Origin of the sequence: Anaerobacillus alkalilacustris (genome assembly GCF_001866005.1) — a bacterium.
GTDB classification, from domain to species: Bacteria; Bacillota; Bacilli; order Bacillales; family Anaerobacillaceae; genus Anaerobacillus; species Anaerobacillus alkalilacustris.
In genome coordinates this window covers 71,905-86,380 of sequence record NZ_MLQR01000029.1, presented here as the reverse complement: position 1 = coordinate 86,380, position 14,476 = coordinate 71,905, and the positions used below count along the sequence as shown (strand labels likewise).

Here is a 14,476-nt window from a genome sequence, read left to right as displayed (position 1 = left end):
TGATAGTGTGGGAGAGAGGAACAACATTCATTTAAAAATTGAGGGCATGACATGTGCAGCATGTTCTTCCCGTATTGAAAAAGTACTTAATAAGCAAGAAAGCATAACAGCTTCAGTAAACCTAGCGATGGAAACAGCGACAATAAGTTACAATTCAGATGAGATTACACTAAACAATATTGAAGAAAAAATTGAAAAACTCGGCTTTAGTGTTAAACACTCAAAGCTAGACCTAGATATTAAAGGAATGACATGTGCAGCGTGTTCAGCTCGAATTGAAAAGGTCGTAAATAAATTAGAGGGTGTAACGGAAGCAACTGTTAATCTGCCTCTTGAACGAGGAACTGTTGCATACCTTGATGGGGTAATTACTGAAGAAGAAATCTTAAACCGTATTGAAAGAATTGGTTTTAAAGCCAGTGTACGAAGAGAAACAGCTGAGAGGAAAAACTCTAAAGACCAAGAAGTGTCGAGACAGAAGCGGATGTTTATGATTGCTTTAATTTTCTCCGTTCCATTATTTTTGACAATGGTTGATCATTTTTCTCCAGAAAGTATGATCCTTCCTCATTGGTTAATGAATGGATACCTACAGTGGGCATTAGCTACACCAGTTCAGTTTTATGCTGGTTTACAATTTTATCGAGGGGCATTCAAATCCCTACGGGGTGGAAGTGCCAATATGGATGTACTTGTAGCCATGGGTACGTCGGCAGCTTATTTTTATTCAGTATGGCTAGTGTTCCAAGGGGAGGTATACCTCTTTTTTGAAACTAGTGCCGTAATCATAACGTTAATTTTACTAGGAAAGCTATTAGAAGCAAGAGCAAAAGGCCGAACATCTGAAGCAATTAAAAAGTTGATGGGCTTACAAGCGAAAAAGGCGATTGTTATTCGTAATGAAGAAGAGCTTGAAATAGCTATAGAAGATGTGATAATTGGCGATATAGTGGTTGTAAAGCCTGGCGAAAAAATACCGGTAGATGGTATTGTGGTTGAAGGCTTTACAAGCATTGACGAATCGATGCTTACCGGAGAAAGTATTCCTGTAGATAAAGGTATTAATGATGAAGTTATCGGTGCAACAATTAATAAGCATGGCTCGTTTAAATTTAAGACTACAAAGGTTGGGAAAGAAACCACACTAGCACAAATTATCAAGGTTGTTGAGGAAGCTCAAGGTTCCAAAGCGCCGATTCAACGACTAGTAGATATTATTTCAGGTTATTTTGTTCCAGGTGCTGTCTTAATCGCAATTATTTCCTTTTTTAGTTGGTTCTTTATTATAGGTTCAAGTTTTCAAGAAGCGTTGATAAATTTTACAGCTGTTTTAGTCATTGCATGCCCATGTGCATTAGGATTAGCCACACCAACATCAATTATGGTTGGTACGGGTAGAGGAGCAGAAAATGGGATATTGTACAAAGGTGGAGAACATTTAGAACGAGCTCATAAAACAGATACGGTTGTCTTAGATAAGACAGGAACTATTACTAAAGGCGAGCCAGAGCTGACGGATATCTTTACGACGGAAGGATGGGTACGCTCAAAACTTCTTCATCTTGTTGCTTCAATAGAAAAAGGCTCTGAGCATCCACTTGGGCAAGCAATCGTAAAAGCTGCGAAAGAAAAGAACATCAGTTTTGATCCAGTAGAACATTTTGAAGCAATCCCGGGGCACGGAATCAAAGCTACTTTTAAAGGTGAGGAAGTTCTGATAGGTACAAGAAAACTCCTCTTAGATAACCAAGTTAATTTTGAAATTCTAGAGCAAGAAATGATTAGCCTCGAAAGTAATGGTAAAACTGCTATGCTAGTTAGTGTTTCTGGTAGAGCAGTTGGAGTTATAGCTGTCGCCGATAATGTAAAAGAAAGTTCCAAAGAGGCTGTAGATCAATTAAAAGAAATGGGTTATACGGTAATTATGCTTACTGGTGATAACAAACGAACTGCTCATGCGATAGCAAAGCAAATCGGTATTGATCATGTTTTCTCGGAAGTGTTACCAGAAGAAAAAGCATTTAAAATCAAAGAGTTAAAAGACACTGGTAAGAAAGTAATTATGGTTGGTGATGGAATAAACGATGCCCCTGCCCTTGTCCTTGCTGATATTGGTATGGCTATTGGAACAGGGACAGATGTTGCGATGGAAGCTAGTGATATTACGTTAATGCGTGGAGATTTACGTTCTATTCCTGAAGCGATTAAATTAAGTAGAGCGACGATGAAAAATATTAAGCAAAACTTATTTTGGGCATTTGTTTATAATTCTATTGGGTTACCAATTGCTGCTGTTGGCCTACTTGCACCATGGATTGCAGGAGCCGCAATGGCATTTAGTTCAGTTTCTGTTGTTAGTAATTCTTTACGCTTAAAACGCGTGAAATTCAAATAAAATTATTGAGTAGGAGTTGTTGAAAATGAATCAAATAACAATCTCGGTTGAAGGAATGAGCTGCGGTCATTGTAAAGCTGCAGTAGAAGGCGTCTTAGGAAAACTTGAAGGTGTATCAAGTGCTGAAGTGAATTTAGCTAGTAAAAATGTAACAGTACAATTTGATAGTTCAAAAGTAAGTGAAGATAAGCTTAAAAATGAAATTGAAGAAGCTGGCTACGACGTTGTCTAGTCGGTAGTTATAAAGGGGAACTCAATCTCATCACCATAATTAGTTTAACCAAAACTAAAGGTGTTGACGTCGAGTTCCCTTTTTTTGTGGAAAATAACACCTTGACGTATTTTGTTAAATGTGTTTATATAATTAATTGTCAACCATAAAATAATTCAGGTTAACGTATGTTAGGGAGGAGTGAACGATATCTGTAGGGAAGTGGACCTTATTAATAAAAGTAAAAAATACTTATGGTTACCGTTTACACAAATGAAGGATTACGATAAAGATCCATTCATGGTTGAAAGTGGAGACGGAATAATGCTTAAGGATATTACAGGGAAAACATTTTATGATGGTTTTTCATCGGTATGGCTAAATGTTCATGGCCATAGAAAAAAAGAACTTGATAACGCGATTCGAATTCAACTTGATAAAATTGCTCATTCAACTTTGCTTGGAATGACAAATGTACCAGCAACAGAGCTTGCTGAAAAACTAGTCAATATTAGCCCTAACGGTTTAGATCGAGTCTTTTACTCTGATAGTGGTGCCGCATCAGTAGAGATAGCTTTAAAAATGGCTTTTCAATATTGGCAAAATATCGGAAAAGTTAAAAAACAAAAGTTTGTCACAATGAAAAATAGTTATCACGGGGATACCGTTGGTGCAGTGAGTGTCGGTAACATTGATATATTTCATAAAGTATATAAACCGTTACTTTTTGAAAGCTATAAAGTACCTTACCCATATGTCTATCGATCTATAAGTGGTGAGGAGCAAGAATGCTGCAAGCACTGTTTAGATGAGTTAAAACAATTATTAGAAGAACGACATAATGAAATAGCTGCGATAATCGTTGAACCTATGATGCAAGGTGCAGGTGGAATGATTAATATGCCAAAAGGCTTTTTAGTTGGAGTCCAGCAACTATGCCAAACTTATGAAGTACTTCTCATTGCTGACGAGGTAGCAACTGGTTTCGGGCGTACAGGAGAGCTATTTGCTTGTAATCACGAAGAGGTTGTACCAGATATTATGACTGCTGGAAAAGGTATTACCGGTGGTTATCTTCCTATTGCGATTACGATGACAAAAGAACACATCTATCAAGCATTTTATGATGATTATACAAGTTTGAAGACATTTTTCCATGGTCATTCTTATACAGGAAATCAATTAGGTTGTGCGGTTGCACTTGCAAACCTTGATCTGTTTGAAAGTGAACAAATTATAAAGAACGTACAAAGAAAATCGAAACTTATAAAGGATATTTTTGAAGATTTTTATCAATTAGATCATGTAGGTGACATTAGACAACTTGGCTTTATGGTGGGGGTGGAACTTGTAAGCAATAAGGAGACAAGAGAATCCTTTCCATGGGACCAACGTATCGGTTATCAAGTTTCTTTAAAAATGCGCGAGTTAGGAATGCTTACACGTCCGCTGGGGGACGTCATACCATTTTTACCACCACTTGCAGCGACAGAAGAAGATTTAATTGCAATGATGGCAATTATGAAAAAAGCAATCCACACTGTTACAGAAGGCGTAGTTACAAATGGTTAGGGGAATTTTTATTACTGGAACAGATACTGAAATTGGGAAGACGTTTGTTACTGCTGGCTTAGCTGCAGCGTTATGTGAAAGAAATTATGATGTGGGAGTATTTAAACCTATGGCTTCTGGAGCAAATAGGAATGATCCTTTAAGTGATGCTTCAATCTTGAAATATATGGCAAATGAGAGCAGTACATTAGAGGAAATAAATCCCTTTCAATTTAATGAGCCATTAGCGCCATACGTCGCAGCACAAAGAGAAGGAATAAAGGTATCGTTAGAAGAGGTTATCGAAGCATGGAAACGTATAAGGTATAAGCATGAATTTTTACTTGTTGAAGGGGCTGGCGGCTTAGCAGTTCCACTTGGAGAAAATTATCTTGTCTCAGACGTCGCCAAAGCAATTGCCTTTCCTCTTATTATCGTAGCAAGACCGAATTTAGGAACGATAAATCATACGCTATTAACAATTAATTTTGCTAAACAAGTGGGGCTTCACGTCCTTGGCGTAGTGATTAACGGATTAAATGAGAGAAAAATAGGGGTAGTTGAGGAGACTAGTCCGGCTATCATTGAGAAATTTTCAGGTATTCCTGTAATTGGAATTATTCCATATATAGAGCAGCCGAACCGCAATGAAATTATCAAAGTTATCAACGAGAGGCTTGATTTAAGAATAGTTATGAAATTCTTAGCGAAAAAAAGATAGAATTATAGGGGGAAGAAGAACAATGGAGAGGCAATCAGAAACAATAGTGTGGGAAACACTTGCAGAAAAAGCGCTACAAGGAGAATTGTTAACATTAGAAGAAGCAAGTCATGTTTTGACTGCGCCTGATGAGGAGCTATTACATATTCTTCAGGCAGCGTACAAAGTGAGAAAGCATTATTATAGTAACAAAGTGAAGTTAAATATGATAATGAATGCTAAAAGTGGGAATTGCTCAGAAGATTGCGGTTATTGTTCGCAATCGAGTAAGTCAAGTGCTGAGGTAGAATCTTATAAACTTCTTGATAAAGATTTAATTGTTAAAGGTGCTTATGAGGCCATGGAACGAAAAGTAGGTACGTATTGCATAGTCGCAAGTGGACGTGGACCGACAAATCGAGAAATTGACCAAGTTATTGAAGCCGTTAAAGAAATAAAAAATACGACTCCGTTAAAAATTTGTACTTGTTTAGGTATTCTCTCTGATGATAAGGCTAAAAAACTGAAAGAGGCTGGGGTTGACCGTTATAATCATAATTTAAATACAAGTGAAGCTCATCATATAAACATCACGACAACACATACATATTCAGATCGGATTGAGACTCTAGAAAATATAAAGCGAGCTGGGATATCTCCTTGCTCAGGCTGTATTATTGGTATGGGGGAAACACATGCAGATATATATAACACGGCTGTTGAGTTAAGAAACATAGATGCCGATTCTATCCCGGTTAATTTTTTACATCCAATTGAAGGAACGAAACTTGAAAGTTTGAATGAACTAAATCCACGCTTTTGTTTAAAGGTGTTGGCTTTGTTTCGTTTTATTAATCCATCCAAGGAAATAAGAATATCAGGTGGAAGAGAAGTAAATCTTCGTTCTCTTCAAGTATTAGGATTATATGCAGCAAACTCGCTTTTTGTTGGCGATTATTTGACAACAGATGGACAAGAATTTCACTCAGATCACCAAATGATCGAAGATTTGGGCTTTGAAATTGAAGAGTGTTAGCTTTGATTTGTGAACGGAGGAAAAAAAGAGTGACTAAACAAACCCAATGGGAAACTGAAGTCATAGCTGAGCTTGAACTTTTAGAAAAAGTTTCTCAAAAGCGCGCAATTGTAACAACGAAAGAGATTAATTCGCCTTTTGTAATTAGAGATGGCCAGAAGTTGTTAAACCTTGCCTCAAATAATTATTTAGGCCTTTCAAACGATATCAGGTTAAAGAATGCAGCATTTATGGCAATTGATAAGTATGGTGTTGGTAGTGGAGCATCAAGATTAATGACTGGCAATCATCCTCTTTATGACAAAGTTGAATCACGTCTAATTCAATGGAAGAGAGCGGAAGCAGCTTTAGTGTTAAACAGTGGCTATACAGCAAATGTTGGGATTATCTCAGCATTAATGAAGCGAGATGATATCGTTTTTAGTGATAAATTAAACCATGCAAGTATAATAGATGGGATTGTTTTAAGTCGAGCGAAATTACAGCGCTATCGTCATCGTGATATTTATCATTTAGAAGCTCTATTAATGAAAGCACCTAAAGATAAACGCAAACTAATCGTGACAGATACCGTCTTTAGTATGGATGGGGATATTGCTGATCTAGAAGGAATTGTTAGATTAAAAGAAAAGTACAATGCTATGTTAATGGTTGACGAAGCGCATGCTAGTGGAGTTTATGGTAAAGGTGGTCAAGGGTATTCATATCACGTAAATCTTCAAGATAAAGTAGATATACAAATGGGAACGTTTAGTAAAGCTTTTGGGACCTATGGCGCGTATGTTGTAGCAAAGAAATGGATCATTGATTACTTAATTAATTGTATGCGAGGACTGATCTATACAACAGCCCTTCCACCATCAGTACTTGCAACCATTGAAAGAGCAATTGAAATCGTAGAAGAAGAAAATGAGAAACGTATAATACTACAACAACATGCTCAGCACTTTAGAAATATGTTAATAAATTATGGCTTTGATACATGTAAGAGTGAATCGCAGATTGTACCAATCATCATTGGTGAAAATAGTAAAACGCTATCTTTTGCTAAACGACTACAAGAAGAAGGGATTGCCGCGATTGCCGTTCGGCCACCGACAGTACCGGATAATAAAGCTAGAGTTCGTTTTGCAATTACTGCAACTCATCAAAAAAAGCAGCTTGATTGGGCGTTAGAAAAAATTATTCAAGTAGGAAAAGAGCTTGAGGTGATTTAAGTTATGAAGCCACACATTATTATGCTCTCTGGTTGGGGAATAGAAAAAGAAGTGTTTGGACCGCTCCAAATTGAACTTCAAAAATCGTTTCAAGTCACGTGTATTGATTGGAGAAAAATTGAAAGATTAACAGACTTTAAAACTCGTTTATTAAATATGGTTATGTCTATTAATCAGCCGATTGTGCTTTTAGGTTGGTCATTAGGATCGGTTGTTGCTTTTGAAGTGGCAAGCTTAATTCCAGAGCGGTTCAAAGGCTTGATATGTATAGGGGGTACGAGCAGTTTTACATCGAAAGGAGATTATTTATACGGTTGGAAGGCTCGTATTGTAAACCATATGAAAAAGCAGTTAGTCATAGATAAAGATAAAACTCTTTTTACATTTTATCATTCATTATTTTCTTGTAACGAAAAAAATAAAGGATTTGATAAAAAATTTTTGCAAATAGTTCAGGATAAGTTCCAAGGAGATCGGCTTTCATCCCTAACGTTGGGATTAACGTATTTATTTGAAACTGATGTTAGGATGCACCTTGAAAACATTAACATTCCAACTATGTTAATTCATGGTAAAAGTGATTCGATTTGTCCCTATGAAGCTTCTGTGTTTATATATGAACAAATGAAAGATAATACAAGGTTAAATGTGTTAGAGGATGCTGGTCACATTCCATTTTTTACACATGAGGATTTATGTTTGAAATGGATTTATAGTTTTCTAGAAAGTGAGATACAGTATGATTGATAAAAAACTTTTGCAGAGGCGATTCAGTAGGAATTCAAGAACATATGATAAGTATGCAAATGTTCAAAAGATCATGGCAAAGGAATTAATCAAAACAATAGACAAAGAAAAAAATGATAAAGAGATTAATATTCTTGAAATTGGTTGTGGAACAGGATATTTAACCAAACAATTATGTATGATATTTCCGAACGCGAAAATTACAGCTGTTGATTTGGCACCTGGAATGATTGAAGTAGCCAAAGAAAAATTAAAGGGAATGTCAGTTACGTTTTTATGCGGAGATATTGAAGAGATATCACTTAAGGGAAATTATGATATCATTGTTTCAAATGCAACATTCCAATGGGTAAATGATTTTGAGGAAGTTATAAAACGGTTACTACTTTTTTTGAGAGAAGATGGAATTCTAACGTTCTCAACGTTTGGGAACAGAACGTTTCAAGAACTTCATAATTCGTATAATCAAGTGAAAGAACAACTTGGGCATTGTAGTATTCGTCCTTTAGGACAGTCTTTTTTCTCGTTCGAAACTCTTTATCAGTTTTGCGAAACATCGCTCCTTTTTACATTTTTAGCTAATTTTGATATAAAAGGTAAGCAAATGATTGAATATGAATATTTTCCATCAGTACGTGATTTTCTTACCTCAATCAAAAAGATTGGTGCTAGTAATAGTAATCAAGAAAACGTTTATCTGCCTCCTACTTTTTTCAAAGAATTGATTCGTTTTTATGAAAAAAATTACCGTGAAGTAAAAGGGGTTAGAGCGACATACCATTGCATGTATATAAGCATTCATTACGTAAGAACAGAGGACCAGTAAAATAATATTTTGCATTATTACGAGCAAAAATAATTTAAAAACTATAGCAGTGAGGTTTACGTTTAGCATCGGAAATTATTCGATTCATTAAAAGATATGAGGTTGGGGTCTCACTTCACAATAGAATGGGTAAATACATATCCTCGGAAACTAATTTAATTGTAATAAAATAAAATATTTGTGTTATAATTATGTCAATAGTGTAAATTGAGATAAGGGGGGATTTCATTATGACGTTTTTAGCAACTGGTATGGCTATTTTTATGGGTTTTTTAGCATTTTTTATACGTATGAGGGCAGCGAAAAAACCAGCAACTGTAAAAAAGATTATTTTACCACCGGTATTTATGTCTACTGGATTTTTTATGTTTTTATATCCTCCCGCGCAAATTAGTTTTTCTCAAGTATTAGAAGCATTAGCAATTGGATTGTTCTTTTCAATATTTTTAGTAAGGACATCTAAATTTGAGATAAAAAATAATGATATCTATTTAAAGAAAACAAAAGCATTTTTGTTTTTACTAATCGGGCTTTTAATTGTACGTCTTATATTAAAATACGTTTTAGGTTTCTACATCGCCCCTGTTCAATTAAGTGGAATGTTCTTCATCTTAGCTTATGGTATGATCGTACCATGGCGAATTTCTATGTATATTGGTTTTAAAGCATTAGAGAGAGAACTTGAAAAATCAAAAAAGGCAAATGGATTTCAAATAAATGGCAATGAACAATGGTTAGAAAGATAACCATTGTTTTTTTTTTTTTTTGAGCAAGAAGTAAGTTGTTTTATACTTTAAGAAAGTTTAACTTGGCTAAAGGATTAAAGTGAAAGAAAAACTAAGGCTTTCGCTATAGGACTTGGCGATAAGCCAAGTTTTTCTTACAAAATGTGATTCGAATCCTGATTAAAAAGTTAAAAATACTTTATTATGAAATCAGTTGAGAAACACTCTCATTAAAATTCATTTAGGAGGAAGAATCATATATGGAAACTTTTAATAAAGTAATGTTAGCTAAGGATGTATATTGGGTGGGTAAGGTTGATGATCGTGAAGTACCATTTGCACACAACCAGCTGTAAATGAACTAATAGAAATGTACAGATTGCATGAACGAACACTTTTAGTTGTAAAAGACGGGGATACGTTAGATATTGGTGGGAAAACATTAAAATTTAAAGAAACTACTCCATATCTTCATACAGAAGAAACAATGATTACGTATAGTATAGAAGATAAAATTTTGTTTCCGTGTGATATTTTTAGTACCCACGTAGCAAACGATAAATTTTTTAATGATGAGGCTGGAACAGATATAACGGAAGACCTTATCGGTTATTACAATGCGATTATTCATCCACATAGGAGATATGTTCGTACATTAATGAATGCACTGGATGAATTAGATGTAGAGATGATTGCTCCATCCCATGGATACATTCTAAGAACAGATATCCAAAAATACATTGATTTATATGCTACGATGAGCGCTGATACGGTGAAAGGTAAGAAAGTTACCATACAACAATTAGAAGTAACACAAAGAAAGTCGCGAACATGTTAAAAGAAATGTTTTTGAGCTAACAATATTCAAGCTACTATTTTTAATGCAGATAAGTCTGAAAATGTAGAAATATTAGCTAGTATTCAAGAAGCCGATGCAGTATTAATTGGTAGTTCAACTAAATATGCAGATATGATTGGAAACTTGGAAGAGATTCTAAAAGAGGCTAAAATCGATGAATTTAGAAGGGGAAATTGCTGCCGTAGGAAGTGATACAAGGGTAACAAGTAGATTAATAAGAAAAACGTAAGCGCCTTGGCTAGGAGTGATAGGAGCTAAACATTACTAACTTAGGAACTATTGAATTCTGGTGTAACAAAAAACCTAACAAGTAACTAGTTATACTCGTTAGGTTTCTTTTTTTACACCAGAAAATATAAAATTTCTAACTTAGAAACGGTCTAGCGCAATCGCTTTTATGCTTTTAATAAACGCTTAAATAAAATGTTGTTTTCTAAATGAATATGCTCATGTGTCATTGTTTCTAATTCTTCAAGTTTCAAATACGTTAATCGATACGTATTGCAAGCCCCAACAGGTAATTGATAATCATTTGTTACTTCTCGTAATTTTTTCAGCAGATCTCCTGCAGCCTCATGTTCAGCCTCTAATTTCGCAATTTCCTCTTTTGCTTTTGTTAGTTCATTTTGAGATGCTGATTCTTCATAAGCAATAATGTGAGGGAAAACGTCACGCTCTTCATCAATTAAATGTTGGGCCATTTCTGCTTTTAATGCAGAAAATGCTTGATAAACTTCCCGTAAATGTGGATGGTCATTACCGTGAACACGATAAACTTTGGTTACAAACGCATTTAATTCTGTTAGAACTTCTTCTGTATAAACGTGATATTTATTTACTATATGGTCGACTAATTGTGCTAACGGAGCGGCTGCCCAATTTACATCATCACTTCGGTTACTAGTTTCATACAGCTCATTTAGTGTATTTAAAATTTCTGCTTCATTTAGGTCTTGCTCTTGAAGTACTTCTCCTATTGGGCGATCACCACCACAACAAAAATCGATTTTATATTGTTTGAAAACTTTGCTTGCAGCAGGTAGTTTAGTAACGATGTCACCAGTTTTGGTAGAACGAGTAAAGATTGTTGTCATTTATTATCCAACTCCTTTTTTTATTATATTTTAAGTATAGTACTATAAAAAATATTCAAATAGGACTTAAATCACAATGACAAAAATTTTTTCATGCTATAATTTGGTTACTAATTATTATGATAGGTGATTATTTATGAAGAGACAAATATGTACCCATGATATAAATGATCCATTTCCAAAAAAGGTACCGATTTTTGGGTCGTTATCTGATGATGAAATTATGAAAATTACAAAAATGACAAAACATCGATCTTTCCAGAAAGGACAAATATTGATCGATGAAGGCGATAAATCAGAGACGTTATTTATTATCAATAAAGGGCTAGTAAAAGTATCTAAATTTACTCTTCTTGGGAAGGAGCAAATTCTTTATATTATGACTAGCGGTGATTTTTTTGGTGAACTTCACTTATTTAATCATGATGAAGGTAATAATTTCTGTGCATATGCCATTGAGGATACCGAGATATGTATGCTAATGAAAAAAGATATTGATAACATTATCGAAGCAAACCCTCAAATAGCTCTAAAGTTATTAAAAGCAGTGACAAAACGACTGACACATACAGAAAATTTAGCGCAAAATTTAGCAACAAAGGACCCTGAGATTAGAATTGCTCACATGATTTTAGAGTTCGAAGAAAAATTTGGAATAAAAAAGCAAGAGGGTCTTTTTATTCAGTTACCAATTACTCGTGAGGAAATTTCAAGTTATGTAGGTGTAACAAGAGAAACAATCAGTCGTAAATTGCAAAATTTGAGAGATTGGGATTAATATCCCTAATTGGAAATAAACAATTGCTAGTGAAAAATAAAAAAGGCTTACTAGCATTACTAAGTGGCTGAGAAGTGGAATAATTAATAAACGGAAGTAGAAACTAAAAGCAGTATTTTAACCTAACAATCATTGGCGGATACGAAACCCCCACTGATTCAGCTTTATGTTTATGTAGAAACGTTAACGAAAGAAATCATAGAGTACCTATGATTTCTTTCGTTATTTAAAAAGTTGAAATATAAAAAATGACAAAGAATAAAAGGTGATACGATGACAAAAGGAAAAGAAACATTAGGAATGGCTTGGAATTTTGACAATAGTTATGCTCGTCTACCAGAAATATTTTTTTCCAAACTAAACCCAACACCAGTAACTTCACCAGAGTTAATCATTCTCAACGAACGATTGGCAACATCCTTGGGGTTGGACGTCGAAGCTTTACAAAGTAATGATGGGTTAGAGGTGTTTGCAGGAAATAAAATTCCTCAAGGTGCATTGCCTCTTGCTCAGGCTTATGCAGGGCATCAATTCGGATATTTTAACATGTTAGGAGACGGGCGCGCTATACTTCTTGGCGAACAAATTAATCCACAAGGAGAGCGTTTTGATATCCAACTTAAAGGATCGGGTCGAACACCTTACTCCAGAGGTGGTGATGGTAGAGCTGCGCTTGGACCGATGCTACGTGAATACATTATTTGTGAAGCTATGTACGCACTGAATATTCCTACTACTCGTAGTTTAGCGGTTGTAACAACCGGTGAGATAGTATTGCGCGAAACCGAACTTCCTGGTGCAATATTGACTCGTGTCGCTATTAGTCATCTACGTGTTGGTACGTTTCAATATATTTCAAACTGGGGAACTAAAGAAGAGCTTCAAGCTCTAGCAGATTATACAATACAAAGACACTACCCAGACGTTGGAGATGCCCCGAATCGCTATCTTTTCTTGTTAGAAGAAATTGGTAAGCGTCAAGCAGAACTTATCGCCAAATGGCAGTTGGTTGGTTTTATCCATGGGGTGATGAATACTGACAATATGGCCCTAAGTGGAGAAACAATTGATTACGGTCCGTGTGCGTTTATGGATACATATGATCCAGCGACAGTCTTCAGTTCTATAGATCGTCAAGGACGGTATGCCTATGGCAATCAGCCTCATATTGCTGGATGGAATCTTGCAAGATTTGCCGAAACTTTATTACCGTTGCTTAATGAAAATGAGGAAGAAGCTGTCAAACTTGCACAAGGTGTCCTTTCTGATTTTACAAAGTTGTATCGTTCTAAGTGGCTTTCGGGAATGCGAGCAAAACTGGGGATATTTAATGAAGAGATAAAGGATGAAGCTCTAATTGAAGGTCTACTTAGTATAATGCAAAAGCATCGTGTGGATTATACTAATACGTTCCTTGCTATAACTTTTGAAAAGTATGATCAAAGCGAATTTTTTAGGACAAAAGATTTCTCTGATTGGTATAAATTATGGCAATCAAGACTTGGTAGACAAACCGAATCTAAAGCAGACTCGTATCAATTGATGAAAAATTCTAACCCTGCGGTAATCCCACGTAATCATAGGGTAGAAGAAGCACTGGACGCAGCAGTGAAACATAACGATTACAGTGTGATGGAGAGTCTTGTTGAGGCCCTTTCAAATCCTTTTGCACACTCGGAAAAACAGGCTGAATACTGTAAACTCCCACCGGATTTAGCCCGTCCGTATCGAACCTTTTGTGGTACTTAGTTTTTGATATAATCAGAATTTATTAATTTCTAACTTGGAAACTGTCTAGCTCCAGGCGCCATCGGCTCGATCACTTCAGTCAAGTTTCTGACTTCACTGACTTCCTGGATTGCTTCTTTGATGATGCTTCATACTACTTTGCTCCTGCGATTACTCGTCGCACAAAACACTGCTTCAAGGAAGCTTACTTCGAAGCATTGCTGTCAGACGCAGAAGCACATAAATTGCGGTCAAGGAGCAGACCGCTACTGCCGACCTTCCAGTGTTTGTCGCCGATAGACGGGCGCCTTGCGCTTTTCTGGTTTAATCAGAATTTATAAATTTCTAACTTGGAAACTGTCTAGCTTCAGCGCCTACGAGCTCGGTCACTTCAGTCAAGCTACTGACTTCAATAACTACATGAATAACGTCTCTGAATAGCTTCATGCAGCTTTGCTTCGAGGAAGCTTACTACGATAGCAATACTAGAAGACGCAGAAGCACGTAGGAAGCCAAAGAGCGGCTTCTGTCAAAGGCCTTCCAGTGCCTTTCGCTCGTGACCAAGGCGCTTGCGCTTTTCTTGATATGTTTAACTTTAAATTTAAATTT

At 35.8% G+C, this 14,476-nt stretch carries 11 protein-coding genes and 2 pseudogenes; 12 read left to right on the top strand and 1 reads right to left on the bottom strand.

The features are described 5' to 3' along the window. The first annotated feature begins 7 nt into the window (after positions 1-7). The 10 genes and pseudogenes from BKP37_RS11125 to BKP37_RS11080 form a co-directional block, all read left to right on the top strand. On the top strand, positions 8-2,395 hold the full coding sequence (locus tag BKP37_RS11125) for a heavy metal translocating P-type ATPase (protein ID WP_071309665.1): 2,388 nt from the start codon (positions 8-10) through the stop codon (positions 2,393-2,395). A 25-nt stretch (positions 2,396-2,420) separates the two neighbouring features. After that, entirely contained in the window at positions 2,421-2,627 is a 207-nt protein-coding gene (copZ, locus tag BKP37_RS11120; protein ID WP_071309664.1) for a copper chaperone CopZ, read from the top strand. Between the two features lie 189 nt (positions 2,628-2,816). After that, entirely contained in the window at positions 2,817-4,178 is a 1,362-nt protein-coding gene (gene bioA / locus BKP37_RS11115; RefSeq protein ID WP_084034686.1) for an adenosylmethionine--8-amino-7-oxononanoate transaminase, read from the top strand. Further along, positions 4,171-4,878 (top strand): dethiobiotin synthase, encoded by a 708-nt coding sequence (gene bioD / locus BKP37_RS11110; protein ID WP_071309663.1) that lies wholly within the window; start codon positions 4,171-4,173, stop codon positions 4,876-4,878. The genes bioA and bioD overlap by 8 nt, the downstream gene beginning before the upstream one ends. A 22-nt stretch (positions 4,879-4,900) precedes the next feature. Continuing rightward, positions 4,901-5,893: a biotin synthase BioB gene (gene bioB / locus BKP37_RS11105; RefSeq protein WP_071309662.1), complete on the top strand. Its 993-nt coding sequence runs from the start codon at positions 4,901-4,903 to the stop codon at positions 5,891-5,893. A gap of 29 nt (positions 5,894-5,922) precedes the next feature. Next, on the top strand, positions 5,923-7,110 hold the full coding sequence (bioF, locus tag BKP37_RS11100) for an 8-amino-7-oxononanoate synthase (RefSeq protein WP_071309661.1): 1,188 nt from the start codon (positions 5,923-5,925) through the stop codon (positions 7,108-7,110). A 3-nt stretch (positions 7,111-7,113) separates the two neighbouring features. Continuing rightward, positions 7,114-7,857 (top strand): alpha/beta fold hydrolase, encoded by a 744-nt coding sequence (locus tag BKP37_RS11095; protein ID WP_071309660.1) that lies wholly within the window; start codon positions 7,114-7,116, stop codon positions 7,855-7,857. Next, on the top strand, positions 7,850-8,683 hold the full coding sequence (bioC, locus tag BKP37_RS11090; RefSeq protein WP_071309659.1) for a malonyl-ACP O-methyltransferase BioC: 834 nt from the start codon (positions 7,850-7,852) through the stop codon (positions 8,681-8,683). The genes BKP37_RS11095 and bioC overlap by 8 nt, the downstream gene beginning before the upstream one ends. A 230-nt stretch (positions 8,684-8,913) precedes the next feature. After that, a complete protein-coding gene (locus BKP37_RS11085; RefSeq protein ID WP_071309658.1) occupies positions 8,914-9,429 on the top strand; it encodes a CcdC family protein in 516 nt (171 codons plus the stop codon). Positions 9,430-9,742: 313 nt separating this feature from the next. Further along, positions 9,743-10,448: pseudogene (locus tag BKP37_RS11080) on the top strand (oxygen-binding di-iron domain-containing protein); the annotation flags it as partial. Between the two features lie 214 nt (positions 10,449-10,662). On the opposite strand, the gene ric reads toward BKP37_RS11080, so the two are convergent. After that, positions 10,663-11,361 (bottom strand): iron-sulfur cluster repair di-iron protein, encoded by a 699-nt coding sequence (gene ric, locus BKP37_RS11075; protein WP_071309657.1) that lies wholly within the window; start codon positions 11,359-11,361, stop codon positions 10,663-10,665. Between the two features lie 136 nt (positions 11,362-11,497). Between ric and BKP37_RS11070 the strand changes: the two are divergent. After that, positions 11,498-12,210, top strand: a pseudogene (locus BKP37_RS11070) (Crp/Fnr family transcriptional regulator). Between the two features lie 202 nt (positions 12,211-12,412). Then, positions 12,413-13,888, top strand: a complete 1,476-nt coding sequence (locus tag BKP37_RS11065) for a protein adenylyltransferase SelO (protein WP_071309656.1) — start codon at positions 12,413-12,415, stop codon at positions 13,886-13,888. The last annotated feature ends 588 nt before the right edge of the window (positions 13,889-14,476 follow it).